At 67.4% G+C, this 15,819-nt stretch carries 8 protein-coding genes and 2 tRNA genes; 6 read left to right on the top strand and 4 right to left on the bottom strand.

Going from position 1 to position 15,819, the window contains the following annotated elements; translation table 11 throughout:
* Positions 1-193 precede the first annotated feature (193 nt).
* The 4 genes from lon to BCO18175_RS04995 all read left to right on the top strand — a co-directional run bounded on the left by lon (position 194) and on the right by BCO18175_RS04995 (position 5,261).
* Complete coding sequence (gene lon / locus BCO18175_RS04980; protein ID WP_174979757.1) at positions 194-2,617, top strand: endopeptidase La; 2,424 nt, start codon at positions 194-196, stop codon at positions 2,615-2,617.
* 204 nt (positions 2,618-2,821) lie between these two features.
* Positions 2,822-2,897, top strand: a tRNA-Val gene (locus BCO18175_RS04985).
* A 23-nt stretch (positions 2,898-2,920) separates the two neighbouring features.
* Positions 2,921-2,997: transfer RNA gene (locus BCO18175_RS04990), tRNA-Asp, on the top strand.
* Positions 2,998-3,326: 329 nt separating this feature from the next.
* Entirely contained in the window at positions 3,327-5,261 is a 1,935-nt protein-coding gene (locus tag BCO18175_RS04995; RefSeq protein WP_174979758.1) for a SurA N-terminal domain-containing protein, read from the top strand.
* Between the two features lie 70 nt (positions 5,262-5,331).
* On the opposite strand, the gene BCO18175_RS05000 is transcribed toward BCO18175_RS04995, so the two are convergent.
* A complete protein-coding gene (locus BCO18175_RS05000) occupies positions 5,332-6,006 on the bottom strand; it encodes an arylesterase (protein ID WP_174967429.1) in 675 nt (224 codons plus the stop codon).
* Between BCO18175_RS05000 and BCO18175_RS05005 the strand changes: the two genes are divergently transcribed.
* Entirely contained in the window at positions 6,005-6,718 is a 714-nt protein-coding gene (locus tag BCO18175_RS05005; protein WP_174979760.1) for an ABC transporter ATP-binding protein, read from the top strand. The genes BCO18175_RS05000 and BCO18175_RS05005 overlap by 2 nt on opposite strands.
* Before the next feature lie 68 nt (positions 6,719-6,786).
* Here the strand turns inward: BCO18175_RS05005 and pgi are convergent, their stop codons facing one another.
* From pgi to BCO18175_RS05020, 3 genes are all read right to left on the bottom strand, one after another.
* Positions 6,787-8,409, bottom strand: coding sequence for a glucose-6-phosphate isomerase (pgi, locus tag BCO18175_RS05010; protein WP_174979761.1), 1,623 nt, complete (start codon positions 8,407-8,409; stop codon positions 6,787-6,789).
* 111 nt (positions 8,410-8,520) lie between these two features.
* Entirely contained in the window at positions 8,521-10,065 is a 1,545-nt protein-coding gene (locus BCO18175_RS05015; protein ID WP_174979763.1) for an NAD(P)H-hydrate dehydratase, read from the bottom strand.
* Between the two features lie 51 nt (positions 10,066-10,116).
* Positions 10,117-11,418: an FAD-dependent oxidoreductase gene (locus tag BCO18175_RS05020; protein ID WP_174914680.1), complete on the bottom strand. Its 1,302-nt coding sequence runs from the start codon at positions 11,416-11,418 to the stop codon at positions 10,117-10,119.
* Positions 11,419-11,749: 331 nt separating this feature from the next.
* Here BCO18175_RS05020 and purL point away from each other — a divergent pair, with 331 nt between their 5' ends.
* Positions 11,750-15,814 carry a phosphoribosylformylglycinamidine synthase gene (purL, locus tag BCO18175_RS05025; protein ID WP_174979765.1) on the top strand — a complete coding sequence of 1,355 codons (4,065 nt, stop codon included), beginning with the start codon at positions 11,750-11,752 and terminating at the stop codon, positions 15,812-15,814.
* The last annotated feature ends 5 nt before the right edge of the window (positions 15,815-15,819 follow it).

Raw genomic sequence — 15,819 nt, forward strand, 5'->3', positions numbered from 1 at the left:
CTTGCCGACGATGTTCTGCGAAAAAGGCCGTTCATGAGACCGTGGGCGGCTTTTTTTCGTTTATCTTGTGGGTAACTCTGACTCGAAACGCGGTGGTTACTTTCTTACCGAATATTTCCCGCACTTGAAGGCTTGCAATTCGTTGTGGCGGCCTCAATTACCGAACAATTGATTCCACTCATGGGGAAATGAAATGTCAGGCACCCAACTTCTCCCGCCGGAACGCATCACGCTCCCGCTGCTGCCGCTGCGGGACGTCGTCGTTTTCCCGCACATGGTAATTCCGCTCTTCGTGGGCCGGCCGAAATCGATCAAGGCCCTCGAAGCAGCGATGGAAGGCGGCAAGCACATCATGCTCGTCGCCCAGAAAACCGCGGCCAAGGACGAACCGACCGAAAAGGACATGTACGAGGTCGGTTGTATCGCCAACATCCTGCAGATGCTGAAGCTGCCGGACGGCACCGTGAAGGTGCTCGTCGAGGGCCTGCAGCGCGCGAAGGCGTTGTCGATCGAAGAGCAGGAAACGCAATTTTCCTGCGAAGTGTTGCCGCTCGAACCCGATCACGCCGACAGCGCTGAAACGGAAGCGCTGCGCCGCGCGATCGTGTCGCAGTTCGACCAGTACGTGAAGCTGAACAAGAAGATCCCGCCGGAGATCCTCACGTCGCTGTCGGGCATCGACGAAGCAGGCCGCCTCGCCGACATGATCGCCGAGCGCCTGCCGCTGAAACTCGACCAGAAGCAGCACATCCTCGAGATGTTCCCGGTCATCGAGCGCCTCGAGCATCTGCTCGCGCAGCTCGAAGCCGAGATCGACATCCTGCAGGTCGAAAAGCGCATCCGCGGGCGCGTGAAGCGCCAGATGGAAAAGAGCCAGCGCGAGTACTACCTGAACGAACAGGTCAAGGCGATCCAGAAGGAACTGGGCGAAGGCGAAGAGGGTGCCGATCTCGAGGAACTCGAGAAGCGCATCAACGCCGCGCGCATGCCGAAGGAAGCGAAGAAGAAGGCCGACGCCGAGCTGAAGAAGCTGAAGCTGATGTCGCCGATGTCGGCGGAAGCGACCGTCGTGCGCAACTACATCGACACGCTGATCGGCCTGCCGTGGCGCAAGAAGAGCAAGGTCAACAACGACCTGTCGAACGCCGAGCAGGTGCTCGACGAGGATCACTTCGGCCTCGAGAAGGTGAAGGAACGCATCCTCGAGTATCTCGCGGTGCAACAGCGCGTCGACAAGGTCAAGGCGCCGATCCTGTGTCTCGTCGGGCCCCCGGGCGTCGGCAAGACCTCGCTCGGCCAGTCGATCGCCCGCGCGACGAACCGCAAGTTCGTCCGGATGGCGCTCGGCGGCGTGCGTGACGAGGCCGAGATTCGCGGCCACCGCCGTACGTACATCGGTTCGATGCCGGGCAAGATCCTGCAGAGCCTCACGAAGGTCGGCGTGCGCAATCCGCTCTTCCTGCTCGACGAAGTCGACAAGATGGGCATGGATTTCCGCGGCGATCCGTCGTCGGCGCTGCTCGAAGTGCTCGATCCGGAACAGAACCACACGTTCGCCGACCACTACATCGAAGTCGACTTCGACCTGTCGGACGTGATGTTCGTCGCGACGTCGAACTCGCTGAACATCCCGCCGCCGCTGCTCGACCGGATGGAAGTGATCCGTCTGTCGGGTTACACGGAAGACGAGAAGGTCAGCATCGCCCAGCGTTACCTGCTGCCGAAGCAGAAGAAGAACAACGGGCTGAAGGAAGGCGAGATCGAGGTCGCCGAGCAGGCGATCCGCGACATCATCCGCTATTACACGCGCGAAGCCGGTGTGCGTTCGCTCGAGCGGGAAGTGTCGAAGATCTGCCGCAAGGTCGTGAAGATGCTGCTGCTGAAGAAGGCATCGGGCGCGATCAAGGTCGACGGCGAAAACCTCGACACGTTCCTCGGCGTGCGCAAGTACGACTTCGGTCTCGCGGCGAAGGAAAACCAGGTCGGTCAGGTGACGGGCCTCGCGTGGACGGAAGTCGGTGGCGATCTGCTGACGATCGAAGCCGCGGTGATGCCGGGCAAGGGCAACGTGATCCGTACGGGTTCGCTCGGCGACGTGATGAAGGAGTCGGTCGAGGCGGCACGTTCGGTCGTGCGCTCGCGTTCGCGTCGTCTCGGTATCAAGGACGAAGCGTTCGAGAAGCAGGACATCCACATTCACGTGCCGGAAGGCGCGACGCCGAAGGACGGTCCGTCCGCCGGCGGTGCGATGACGACCGCGCTGGTATCGGTGCTGACGGGTATCCCGGTGCGTGCCGATGTCGCGATGACGGGCGAAATCACGCTGCGTGGTGAAGTCCTGCCGATCGGCGGCCTGAAGGAGAAGCTGCTCGCAGCGCATCGCGGCGGCATCAAGCTCGTGCTGATCCCGGAAGAGAACGTGAAGGATCTCGCCGAGATTCCGGACAACGTGAAGAACGCGATCGAGATCGTGCCGGTCCGCTGGATCGACAAGGTGCTGGAACTCGCGCTCGAGCGTTCGCCGACCCCGCTGCCGCCGGAAGAAGAGGCGAAGGCGGCGGCACCGGTCGCTGATGCAACGAAGGATGCCGGCTCGACGGAATTCGTCAAGCACTGAGCATCGGGGCACCGTCCTTCCTGACGGTTGTTCACGAAACCCGCGGCGTTGCCGCGGGTTTTTTTATGCGTAGCCGAATCGTGTGCGCGAACGTTTAAAAAATTCGCGTCAGGGCTTTGCAAAATGATCGGGGATGAATTAAACTTGCGGGCTCGCTGGTTGTTGATGCCGAAACGCAGATCGCAGCCAGAACGAATCGGAAACGGGTGCTTAGCTCAGCTGGTAGAGCGGCGCCCTTACAAGGCGTAGGTCGGGGGTTCGAACCCCTCAGCACCCACCAGTTTCACGATTCAGCCAGACCAAGGAGCGGTAGTTCAGTCGGTTAGAATACCGGCCTGTCACGCCGGGGGTCGCGGGTTCGAGTCCCGTCCGCTCCGCCAGAAAATGAAGAAGCCCGCCTTGTGCGGGCTTTTTCATTTGTGTTTCCGGTTGCGCCCGCTGGCAGGGGCGAGTCTGCAAAGTGGGGGAAGCCGCCTGCGTGGTTTCCGGCGGCACGCGAAGGGCTGCGTGTGCAAGCGCAACCGTGGCCTGCAGGATGTAGGCGAGTCCGTTCGCTTCGCCAAACAAACGAAAGTGCCCGCTCTGTGTGGGCATTTTCGTTTTGCGCACGCGGTTGTCTCGTCGCACTCGCCAGCAACACGTCTGCTTTTCTCCCGTCCCACCCCGTATGTTGTAATATCGGTCGTTTTGTCCAATTTTCCCGTCACGCATGCTCGATTTCTTCCGTAATCACCAGCGCCTGATGATGGCGCTCCTGCTCCTGATCGTGTTGCCGGGGCTGGGTTTCGTCGGGATCCAAGGCTTCCGCGGCTTCTTCGACGATAGCGCGAACGTCGCGGCAATCAACGGGCACAAGATCACGCGGGTCGAATTCGACGGCGCGTTCCGCCAGCAGATCGACCAGGCGCGTCAGGCGCTCGGCGGGCAGTTCGACATCAAGATGTTCGATACGCCCGAGCACCGCAAGCAGGTGCTCGACGGCCTGATCCAGCAACGCGTGCTGGCAGACGAAACCCAGCGTCTGCACCTGACCGCATCCGACAACGCCGTGCGCGACGCGCTGATGAGCGACCCGATGATCGCGTCGCTGAAGAAGCCCGACGGTACGATCGACGTCGAGCGCTATGCGCAGCTGCTGTCGTTCCAGGGGATGACGCCCGAGCAGTACCAGGAGCGCGTGCGCTACAGCCTGTCGCTGCAGCAGATTCCGGCCAGCATCGTGTCGAGCGCGTTCACGCCGAAGAGCCTCGCGCAACGCCTGTCCGAACTCGCCGCGCAGCAGCGCGAAGTGCAGGCGCTCGTGCTGAAGACGAGCGACTTCGCAGCGAAGATCCAGCCGACCGACGCGCAGCTCGCCGCGTACTACGACGCGCACAAGCAGAGCTTCGCGACGCCGGAGACCGCGACGATCCAGTACCTCGTCTATTCGCCGGCCGCAGCGGCCGCGAGCGCGCAGCCGACCGATGCGGACATCAAGAAGTTCTACGACGACAACCCGACGCACTTCCGCACCGAAGCACAGGTGCGCGTGAGCCACATCTTCATCGCAGCGGCGGGCAGCGCAAGCGCAGCCGACAAGGCTGCAGCGAAGACGAAGGCCGAGCAGGTACTGGCCGACGTGAAGGCGCATCCGGACCAGTTCGCGCAGGTCGCGGCGAAGGACTCGCAGGACGCACCGTCGGCCGCGAAGGGCGGCGACCTCGGCTTCATCACGCGCGGCTCGACGGCGGGCGGCAAGGCGTTCGACGATGCCGCGTTCGCGCTCAAGCAGGGCGACGTGAGTGGTGTCGTGCAGTCGGATCTGGGCTTCCACATCCTGAAGGCGACCGAAGTGAAGCCGGCGGCCGTGAAGCCGTTCGCGGAAGTGAAGGACCAGATCGCGGTCGACCTGAAGCAGCAGTACGCATCGAAGGCGTTCACGGACAACGCGGAAGGCTTCACGTCGACCGTGTACGAAAAGGCAAAGACGCTGCAGCCGGCCGCGGACAAGTACAAGCTGACGATCCAGACGGCCACCGTCACGCCGACGCCGAATCCGCAACTGCCGCCGACGAGCCCGCTGAACAATCCGAAGTTCCTGGCCGCCGTGTTCGCGAACGACTCGGTGAAGAACCAGAACAACACGCAGGCGATCGACATCGGCAACAACACGCTGATCTCGGCGCGCGTGACCGACTACAAGCCGGCTGCCGTGCCTGCGCTCGACGCGATCAAGGACGTCGTGCGTCAGAAGGTCGTCGCCGAGCAGGCCGCGGAACTCGCGAAGAAGGACGGCGCGGCGAAGCTTGCCGAGCTGCAGAAGTCGAAGTCGGCTGACGGGTTCTCGGCTGCGCAGAAGGTGTCGCGCACGCAATCGCAAGGCCTGACGCCGGCTGCGCTGAGCGCCGTCTACAAGGTCGACGCGAAGACGCTGCCGGCCTACGTCGGTGTCGATCTCGGCGCGGACGGCTATGCGATCTACCGCGTGAATGCGGTGATCCCGGGTTCGGCGGTCGATCCGCAGCAACTGGCGGCCGCGCAGCAGCAGATGGCACAGGTCGACGCACAGAGCGAAGGCGAGGCGTATCTCACCGCGCTGCGCGATCGCTCGAAGGTGAAGCTGTACGGCACGACGGCCAGCCAGTCGCAGGACGGCAGCAACTGATCGTCGTTTCGCACGCAACAAAAAGCCCCGCTTCATGCGGGGCTTTTTGTTTTGGGACGAGGCGGCGCCGTTAGCCGCGCGGCTTGCCGAGCAGCGGTTTCAGCGCCGGCCAGACGTTGTCGAGCAGAACGCCCTGCGCCTGCCGCGCAGGATGCATCTGGTCCGCCTGGAACATCTCGGGCTTGTTCTCGATGCCGGCCAGCAGGAACGGCACGAGCGGCACGCCGAGATCCTTCGACAGGCGCGTATAGACGGCGTGGAACTTCTGCGTGTAATCGGGGCCGTAATTGGGCGGCACATACATGCCGACCAGCACGACCTTCGCCCGCGCCTGCCGTGCGCCGGCGATGATGTCGCGCAGGTTCTGCTCGGTCGTCGCGAGCGGCACGCCGCGCAGCGCATCGTTCGAACCGAGCTCGACGACGACGATCGACGGCTTGAGCCGCTGCAGCACCGCGGGCAGCCGCGCGCGGCCGCCGCTCGTGGTGTCGCCGCTGACGCTGGCGTTCGCGACGCTATAATCGATTCGCTCGGTCGTGAGCCGTTGCCGCAGCAATGCCACCCAGCCGGTGTCGCGCGGCAGCCCGTATTCGGCCGACAGGCTGTCGCCGAGCACGACGATCACGGGCTGGCCCGATGTCGCGGCCGGTGTCGTTGCGGCGCGTGCCGGCACGGTGGCGGCCAGCAGGGTGCCCAGCAGCGCGGCGAGCGCCGCGCGTCTTTTCCAGCGAAATGTCGTGTCCATGTTCAAGATTACCGATCCGATCATCGAAGTCCATGACGTGTGCAAGCGGGTCGCCGACGCAACGGGCGAGCTGACGATTCTCGACGGCATCACGCTCGCCGTGCAGCCGGGCAGCAGCCTCGCGATCGTCGGCGCGTCAGGGTCGGGTAAGTCGACGCTGCTCGGCCTGCTTGCGGGGTTGGACAGCGCGACGAGCGGCACGGTTCGCCTGCTCGGTCGCGCACTCGACCAGCTCGACGAGGATGCGCGCGCGGCGCTGCGCAACGGCGCAGTCGGGTTCGTGTTCCAGTCGTTCCAGTTGATGCCGCACCTGACGGCGCTCGAGAACGTGATGTTGCCGCTCGAGCTGCAGGGTGGCATCAGCGCACGCGACGCAGCCGATCGTGCGCGGGCGCTGCTCGTGCAGGTCGGTCTCGGCGAACGCACCGCGCATTATCCGAAGCTGTTGTCGGGGGGCGAGCAGCAGCGTGTCGCGCTTGCACGCGCATTCGTCACGCGCCCGGGGATCCTGTTTGCCGACGAGCCGACCGGCAGCCTCGATGCGGCCACGGGTCATGCGGTCATCGACCTGATGTTCGAACTGAACCGCACGCACGGTGCCACGCTCGTGCTCGTCACGCATGATGTCGAACTCGCACGCCGCTGCGCGACGACGGTGACGATCGACGCCGGGCGCATCGTCGAGCCGCACGCGGCGCAGCGCAACGGCTGAATTTCTTTGCCGGCCGCGCAGCGTGCGCCGAGCGGCCGGCTTCGGCATGACGCCGTTGCGTCAGCGCTTCAACGCTTCAGCGCCGCGCGGGCGCGCTCGATCAGCGCGGTGGTCGACGAGTCGTGCTTCGCCGGATCGGCCGACTCCGCCGACAGGTCGGCTTCCACCACCTTGCCGAGAATCTTGCCGAGCTCGACGCCCCACTGGTCGAACGGATTGATGTCCCATACCGTTGCCTGCACGAGCACCTTGTGTTCGTACAGCGCGATCAGTGCGCCGAGCGTGCGCGGCGTCAGCGCATCGACGAGCAGCGTCGTCGTCGGGCGGTTGCCCGGGAATGTCAGGTGCGGCGCGAGCGCTTCGTTGCCCGGACCCGCGACCTTGCGCGCTTCGTCGAGCGTGCGGCCGAGCATCAGTGCCTCGCTCTGCGCGAAGCAGTTCGCCAGAAGCTTCGGATGATGGCTCGCGAGCGGATGCTCGGGCGTCAGCACCGCGATGAAGTCGATCGGCACGATCGTCGGCCCCTGGTGCAGCATCTGGAAGAACGCATGCTGGCCGTTGGTGCCCGGCTCGCCCCACGTGACGGCGGAAGTCGGGTAATCGACGAAGGTGCCGTCCAGGCGCGCGGATTTGCCGTTGCTCTCCATTTCGAGCTGCTGCAGGTACGACGGCAGGTAATGCAGCGCTTCCGAATACGGCGCGACGAGATAGCTCTGCGAGCCGAAGAAATTCCGGTACCAGATACCGATCAGGCCGAGCAGCACGGGCAGGTTGCGCTCGAGCGGCGCTTCGCGGAAATGACGGTCCATGTCGTTCGCGCCGGCCAGCAGCTCGTCGAACTGCTCGGGGCCGATCGCGATCATGATCGACAGGCCGACTGCCGACCACAGCGAATAGCGGCCGCCGACCCAGTCCCACATTTCGAACACGTTTTCCGCGGCGATGCCGAATTTCACGACTTCGGCCGGGTTCGCCGATACGCCGACGAAGTGCTTCGCAAGCGCGCCCTCGGGGCAGCCGCGCGCGACGAACCAGTCGCGCAGCGAGCGTGCGTTCGTCATCGTCTCGAGCGTCGTGAAGGTCTTCGACACGATGATCGCGAGCGTTTCCTCCGGGTCGACCTGTTCGAGCACGCGCGCGAGATCGGCGCCGTCGACGTTCGACACGAAGTGCGTGGAGATTTCAGGCGTCGCGACGTGGTGCAGCGCATGCACGACCATCTTCGGCCCGAGATCGGAGCCGCCGATGCCCATGTTGATCACGTGACGGATGCGCTTGCCGGTGTAGCCCGTCCACGTGCCGCTGCGCACGGCACGCGCGAAGGTCGCCATCTTCGCGCGCTCGGCGCTGACCTGTGCGTGGAACGGCGCGTGCGGATCGGTCGCGCGCAGTGCCGTGTGCAGCGCGGCACGACCTTCGGTCGGGTTGACGATCTCGCCCGCGAACATCGCGTCGCGGCGCGCTTCGACACCCGCGTCGCGCGCGAGCTGCACGAGCAGGCGCAGCGTGTCGTCGTTGATGCGGTTCTTCGAGAAATCGGCCGCGAGGCCGCCGCCCGGAATCGTGAAGCGTTCGGCACGGGTCGGCGCGCGGTCGTTTTCCGGCGCGAACCAGTCGCGCAGCCGCGCGTGGCGGATCTGTTCGAAGTGGGATTGAAGGGCAGTCCAGGCGGGGAGCGAATTCAGCGTCATGGCGGTTCGAGTGAAGCGTGAATCGGGAGGAATGCCGCGCCGGCTCATCGTGATCGGAAGGCCGGCGGACGAGAGGGCCCGCCGTGCGGCGGGGCAGTCAGTATAGCGGCGTTATGTGCCGGCGCGCGGCGACGCGTAAAAAAGGCGATTGATCAGCGTGCGCACCGTCGGCGCGAGTTCGCCGGCCGTGAGTCCGGCCGGGCCCGTGCCCTGCGCGGTCAGCGTGTCGGCCGCGAGGCCGTGCAGGTAAACGCCCGCGAGCGCCGCCTCGTACGGCGCGACGCGCTGCGTGAGCAACGCGCCGATCAGGCCGCCGAGCACGTCGCCGGTGCCGCCGGTGGCGAGCGCCGCATTGCCGGTCGGGTTGATCGTCACGCGGCCGTCGGGTGCCGCAATCACCGTGCCCGAGCCTTTCAGCACGACGATGGCCGAGTGGCGCGCGGCGAGCGCCTGCGCGGCCGCGATGCGGTCGCGCTGGACCGTCGCCGTGTCGCTGCCGAGCAGCCGCGCGGCCTCGAGCGGGTGCGGCGTCAGCACGCACGGATTGCCGCGCGCACCGCGCGTGGCGACGGCGGCTGCGAGATCCGCATGTGTCGCGACGAGGTTCAGCGCGTCTGCGTCGAGCAGCGTTGCGACGTCGTGCGCAAGCACGTCGCGCACGAGTGTCGCCGCGGCCTCGCGCGTGCCCAGCCCGCAGCCGGCCGCGATCGCGGTCATCGCGCCGAGATCGAGGCCGTCGGCCGGATGCAGCATCAATTCGGGAAACGGCGGGTCGTACGGCGGCGCGCCAGCGCCGAGGAAGCCGACGTGTACCTTGCCGGCACCCGCGAACAGCGCCGCGCGTGCTGCCAGGATCGGCGCCCCGCACATGCCCGTGTCGCCGCCGAGCACCGCGAGACTGCCGAATGTGCCCTTGTGGGATGCGAATGCACGCGCCGGCAGGGCGGCGGCGAACCGCGCGGGATCGTTCAGCACGATGGCCGGTGCGGTGGGCGGTGCGACGTCGAGCGAGGCGACATCGACCTCGCCCGCGAGATCGCGGCCTTCGCCCATGTAGAGGCCCGGCTTCGCGCCGATGAAGGTGAGCGTGTGCGTGGCGGCGACTGCGACGCCCGCGCCGACGATCTGGCCCGTATCGCTGTCGAGCCCGCTCGGCACATCAAGCGCGAGCACGCGGCCGCCGCTGCGCGTATGCGCGGCGATGCGCGCGGCCTGCTCGGCGAATACGCCGTCGAGCGCACGGCCCAGACCGATGCCGAACAGCCCGTCGACGATCCATACATAGTCGTCCAGCGAAGCGGGCGGCGTGGCCGACAGCGGCACGCCGGCTGCGCGCGCGAGGCCGAGCGCCCATTGCGCATCGTCCGGTTTCACCGGCGCCGGCATCCACGCCTGCGTCGCGACGCCGAGTTGCTGCAGGTGTGCGGCGGCAACCAGCGCATCGCCGCCATTGTTGCCTGGGCCGACCGCGAACCAGACGGGGCGGTCGTCGCCGGCCATGCGCTCGGACAGCCAGTGCGCGGCGGCGGCGCCGGCGCGGCCCATCAGCGTATGCGGCGGCAGCGCCGCCGCGGCGGCGGCTTCGGCCGCGCGCAGGTCGACAACGCGCAGCAGCGCGATCGGATCGGAATCGGGGAGCGGGCGGGTGACGGTCATCGCGGGGTCGTGGCGGCTGGCAAGGAGGCCGCCGGGGCGAGCCCGCGGCGGTCAGGTCGTGAAGCGCCCGGCGCGCAGGGCGGCGAGCGTGTCGGCGGGCCAGTGCTGCACGTCGCCGCCGAGGTAATCGGTCACCACTTTAGCAGAGCCGCATGCGAGCCCCCAGCCGGCCGGGCCGTGCCCGAAATTGACGAACACGCGCGGATGCGGGGTCGGACCGACGACCGGCAGGCCGTCCGGCGACAACAGCTGCGTGCCTTGCCACGACAACGCGGCCGAGATCTTCGCGGCACCGGGCACCCAGTCGTGGACAGCCTGGCCGAGCAGCGCGAGCGCGGCCTCGGACAGCGGCGCGGCGAGCGGTTTCGCGGTGTCGGGCAGGCTCTGCAGCACGGCGCCGCCGCCGACGCGCAGCCGCTGGTGGGTGCGCGTGATCGAGATCCGCTTGATCGAATCGATGACGTTCAGGTGCGGTGCGTGTTCTTCGTAGGCGACCGGCGCGGTGAGGGTGTGGACGCGCACCGGGTGCAGCGGCAGGCGCCAGCCGAGCCGGTCGAGCAGCGGCAGGCTGCCGGCGCCGGCGGCGACCACGATCGCGTCGGCGGAAATCACGTCGACCTCGCGTGCGTTCGACGCGCGCCGGTCGCCGGGCGGGACGAGCTCGACCGCGGCGCGGCCGGTGTCGACGCGGATCGCGGCGACTTCCGCGCCGAAGCGGAACTGCACGCCGTGCTCGTCGAGGGTCTGCTTGACCAGTTTCGCGAACAGCGGGCAATTCCCGGTGCGCTCGGTCTCGAGCAGCACGCCACCGGCGAAGCCGGGCTCGGCCGGCACCGACGGCTCGAGCGCCGCGCATTCGTCGGCGGAAAGCAGGCGGTAAGGCTGGTCGAGCGTGCGCAGCAGGTCGAGCGCGGGCTGCATCGCGTCCCAGTCGCGCGGATCGCGCACGACGTGCAGGATGCCGGGCTTCTGCTCGAATTCGAGTTCAAGGCGCGTCTCGATGTCGGCGAGCGTGTCGCGCGACGCGTCGATCAGCGGGCGCAGCCGCGCGTACTGGGCGGCGAACGCGTCGGGTTCGCGCAGCGTGCCGAGCTGCTTGACGAAGCGGCGCACGCCGCCGTTGAAGCCCGGCTTGTAGACGATGCCGCTGTCGCGCGGCTGGCGCTGGCGCATGAAGGTCGGGCCGAACCAGACATCGAGCGGGCTCGGCAGCAGTGCGCCGCCGTCGCCGTAGGTTGCACCCTGCGCGACGGTCGCGTGGCGTTCGACCACGCATACGCGATGGCCGGCCGCGCGCAACTGGTAGGCGGTGGCGACGCCGCTGATTCCGCCGCCGATGACGATGACATCCATGGATTGCTTCGATGACGGGCGGCGCGCAGGCGCCGCCCGGTGAGAATTCGCTGAGGGCCCCGGCCCGGTGAACCCGGAATGATAGCGCCAAAATCACGGGAACCGGCGCCGGGCGAGCACCGACCGTGCGGCCGCGCCACGGCCGCCGGCTGCGGCGCCCGCGCGGGGCGGCCCGGCGGGCGTGCCGTACGCGTCGCACCCCGCGGCACCGTTGCGGTGCATGCATGCTACCGACAGGCCGGTCTTGGGCGACCGACTTCCGGGTATAATTACGGCCTTCCTTTCGCCCCACGTCGCCACCTCGCGCGACTCATCGACGTCAGTCCAGCCCATGGCTCACTTCTCGTGTTTTCCCGGCGCTTCGGCCCTCTCCGATTTCCGTCAAACCCGTCTGCTCGACACGCTCAGGCAAATCGACGCCAACATCGTCGCGGTGCGCGGGCAGTTCCTGCACTTCGTCAATGCGGCCGAGCCGCTGTCGGCCGACGACAGCGCCCGCATCGACGCGCTGATGCACTACGGCGCGCCGTTCGAGCCGGCGGCCGAGAAGGGCACGGCCGAGACCTTCGTCGTGCTGCCGCGCTTCGGCACGGTCTCGCCGTGGGCGAGCAAGGCGACCGACATCGCGCAGCATTGCGGCCTCACGCAGGTGCGCCGCATCGAGCGCGGCGTCGAGTTCACGGTCACGCTGAAGTCGGGCCTGCTCGGCGGCAAGAAGGCGCTGTCGGACGACGCGCGCGCTGCCGTGGCGGCCGCGCTGCATGACCGGATGACCGAAAGCGTGGTCGCGGCACGCGACGACGCGAAGCACCTGTTCGACGAACTGCCGGCCAAGCCGCTCGCGAGCGTCGACGTGCTGGGTGTCGGCCGCGGCGCGCTCGAACGCGCGAACGTCGAGCTGGGCCTCGCGCTCGCCGACGACGAGATCGACTACCTGGTCGACGCGTTCCGCAAGCTCGAACGCAACCCGACCGACGTGGAACTGATGATGTTCGCGCAGGCGAACAGCGAGCACTGCCGCCACAAGATCTTCAACGCGCAGTGGACGATCGACGGCGAAGCGCAGGACATGTCGCTGTTCGCGATGATCCGCAACACCGAGAAGCTGAACCCGCAAGGCACGATCGTCGCGTATTCGGACAACTCGTCGATCATGGTCGGCGCCGAAGCCGAGCGCTGGTTCCCGCGCAATGCCGGCGCGGCCGGCGAGCCGGGCGAGCGCTACGGCCGCCACACCGAGCTCACGCACACGCTGATGAAGGTCGAGACGCACAACCACCCGACGGCGATTTCGCCGTTCCCGGGTGCGGCGACCGGCGCGGGCGGCGAGATCCGCGACGAAGGCGCGACGGGCCGCGGTGCGCGCCCGAAGGCCGGCCTCACGGGCTTCACCGTATCGAACCTCGATCTGCCCGACGCACGCCAGTCGTGGGAAAACGCGCGCGACGCGGCCCAGCCGGTCGGCGAGCGCAACCCGAACGATGCGCACGGCCCGTACGGCCGTCCGGACCGGATCGCGTCGCCGCTGCAGATCATGATCGACGGCCCGCTCGGCGGCGCCGCGTTCAACAACGAATTCGGCCGTCCGAACCTCGGCGGCTATTTCCGCGTGTACGAGCAGAACGTCGGCGGGAAGGTGCACGGCTATCACAAGCCGATCATGATCGCGGGCGGTCTCGGCAACATCGCCGACCAGCATACGCACAAGCACGACGTGCCGGCAGGCTCGCTGCTGATCCAGATCGGCGGCCCCGGCATGCGGATCGGGATGGGCGGCGGCGCCGCGAGCTCGATGGCGACCGGCGCGAACACGGCCGAACTCGACTTCGACTCGGTGCAGCGCGGCAACCCCGAAATCGAGCGTCGCGCCCAGGAAGTGATCAACGGCTGCTGGCAGCTCGGCGCGGAAAACCCGATCCTGAGCATCCACGACGTCGGCGCGGGCGGCCTGTCGAACGCGTTCCCCGAGATCGTCGACGGTGCGGGCAAGGGCGCGCGCTTCGAGCTGCGCAAGGTCGCGCTCGAGGAATCCGGCCTGTCGCCGCGCGAAATCTGGTCGAACGAAGCGCAGGAGCGCTACGTGCTGGCGATCGCGCCGGCCGACCTGCCGCGCTTCGAGGCGATCTGTGCACGTGAGCGCTGCCCGTTCGCGGTGGTCGGTGTCGCGACCGACGAACGCCAGCTGAAGCTCGTCGACGACGAAGCGACGGGCGCCGACGAATACCCGGTCGACATGCCGATGGAAGTGCTGCTCGGCAAGCCGCCGCGCATGCATCGCGACGTCACGCGCGTGGCGACCGAGCGCGCACCGGTCGACGTGACGGGCATCGCGCTGTCGGAAGTGGCGGTCGACGTGCTGAAGCACCCGACGGTCGGCAGCAAGTCGTTCCTGATCACGATCGGCGACCGTTCGGTCGGCGGTACGTCGGTGCGCGACCAGATGGTCGGCCCGTGGCAGGTGCCGGTGGCCGACTGCGCGGTCACCGCGCTCGACTACGCGGGCTTCAAGGGCGAGGCGATGACGATGGCCGAGCGCACGCCGCTCGCGGTGATCGACGCGCCGGCATCGGGCCGCATGGCGGTTGGCGAGGCGATCACGAACATCGCGAGCGCGCCGATTGCGTCGCTCGACAAGCTGAAGCTGTCGGCGAACTGGATGGCCGCATGCGGCACGGCCGGCGAGGACGCCGCGCTGTTCGACACGGTCAAGGCGATCGGTATGGAGCTGTGCCCGGCACTCGGGATCGGCATCCCGGTCGGCAAGGATTCGCTGTCGATGAAGACGAAGTGGGACGAGCAGGGCGTCGCGAAGGAAGTGGTGTCGCCGGTGTCGCTGATCATCTCCGCGTTCGCGCCGGTCGAGGACGTGCGCCGCCACCTGACGCCGCAACTGCGCCGCATCGCCGACGCAGGCGACAGCGTGCTGATCGCGATCGATCTCGGCCGCGGCAAGAACCGGATGGGCGGCAGCATCTTCGCGCAGGTCACGCAGCAGGTCGGCGACACGACGCCGGACGTCGACGACGCGGAAGACCTGAAGCGCTTCTTCAACGCGATCCAGTCGCTCAATGCGCAAGACAAGTTGCTCGCATACCACGACCGCTCCGATGGTGGCCTGTGGGCGACGGTGTGCGAAATGGCATTCGCGGGCCACGCGGGCGTGTCGCTGAACGTCGACATGCTGACGCTCGACCCGAATCACGAATCCGACTACGGCGACGCGAAGGACTGGGCGAAGCAAACGAGCGGCCGCCGCGACGATCGCACGCTGCGCGCGCTGTTCTCCGAGGAACTCGGCGCCGTCGTGCAGGTGCGTGCGTCCGACCGTGACGCGGTGCTTGGCGCGCTGCGCGAATTCGGCCTGTCGGCGTGCTCGCACGTGATCGGCTCGGTCAACGATCGCGACGTGATCGAGGTGTACCGCGACGCGAAGAAGATCTTCGACGCACCGCGCACCGAACTCCATCGTGCATGGAGCGAAGTGAGCTGGCGCATCGCGCGCCTGCGCGACAACCCCGCCTGTGCGGATGCCGAATACGACGCGCTGCTCGACGTGGCCGATCCGGGCATCTCGCCGGTGCTGAGCTTCGATCCGGCCGACGACATCGCCGCGCCGTTCATCGCGACCGGCGCACGGCCGCGCGTCGCGATCCTGCGCGAGCAGGGCGTGAACTCGCATCTGGAAACGGCCTACGCGTTCGATCGCGCGGGCTTCGATGCACACGACGTGCACATGAGCGACCTGCTCGCCGGCCGTGCGACGCTCGCCGATTTCGCGGGTGCGGTCGCCTGCGGCGGCTTCTCGTACGGTGACGTGCTGGGCGCGGGCGAAGGCTGGGCGAAGACGGTCCGCTTCAACGCGAACCTCGCCGACATGTTCTCGGCATTCTTCGCGCGTCCCGACACGTTCGCGCTCGGCATCTGCAACGGCTGCCAGATGCTGTCGAGCCTTGCGTCGATGATCCCGGGCGCGGAAGCGTGGCCGAAGTTCACGCGCAACAAGTCCGAGCAGTTCGAGGCGCGCTTCTCGTTCGTCGAAGTGGAGAAGTCGCCGTCGATCTTCTTCGCGGGGATGGAAGGCTCGCGGATTCCGGTCGCGGTTGCGCACGGCGAAGGCTACGCGGACTTCTCGCAGCAGGGCGACATCGATCGCGTCGCGGTCTCGATGCGTTTCGTCGATCACCGCGGTGAAGCGACCGAGCGCTATCCGTTCAACCCGAACGGCTCGCCGGCCGGCATCACGTCGGTCACGACGGCCGACGGCCGCTTCTCGGTGCTGATGCCGCACATGGAGCGCGTGCATCGTACGGTCGCGATGAGCTGGCACCCGGAAAGCTGGGGTGAAGCGAGCCCGTGGATGCGCGTGTTCCGCAACGCGCGCCGCTGGATCGGCTGATCGGG

This window comes from Burkholderia lata (assembly GCF_902499335.1).
GTDB lineage: Bacteria > Pseudomonadota > Gammaproteobacteria > Burkholderiales > Burkholderiaceae > Burkholderia > Burkholderia lata_B.

What these genes read in the sequence shown, in the direction of transcription:
- BCO18175_RS05005 (WP_174979760.1), top strand. Translation starts at nt 6,005, where the DNA reads ATGTTCAAGATTACCGATCCGATCATCGAAGTCCATGACGTGTGCAAG.
- purL (WP_174979765.1), top strand. Translation starts at nt 11,750, where the DNA reads ATGGCTCACTTCTCGTGTTTTCCCGGCGCTTCGGCCCTCTCCGATTTC.
- lon (WP_174979757.1), top strand. Translation starts at nt 194, where the DNA reads ATGTCAGGCACCCAACTTCTCCCGCCGGAACGCATCACGCTCCCGCTG.
- BCO18175_RS05015 (WP_174979763.1), bottom strand. Translation starts at nt 10,065, where the DNA reads ATGACCGTCACCCGCCCGCTCCCCGATTCCGATCCGATCGCGCTGCTG.
- BCO18175_RS04995 (WP_174979758.1), top strand. Translation starts at nt 3,327, where the DNA reads ATGCTCGATTTCTTCCGTAATCACCAGCGCCTGATGATGGCGCTCCTG.
- pgi (WP_174979761.1), bottom strand. Translation starts at nt 8,409, where the DNA reads ATGACGCTGAATTCGCTCCCCGCCTGGACTGCCCTTCAATCCCACTTC.
- BCO18175_RS05000 (WP_174967429.1), bottom strand. Translation starts at nt 6,006, where the DNA reads ATGGACACGACATTTCGCTGGAAAAGACGCGCGGCGCTCGCCGCGCTG.
- BCO18175_RS05020 (WP_174914680.1), bottom strand. Translation starts at nt 11,418, where the DNA reads ATGGATGTCATCGTCATCGGCGGCGGAATCAGCGGCGTCGCCACCGCC.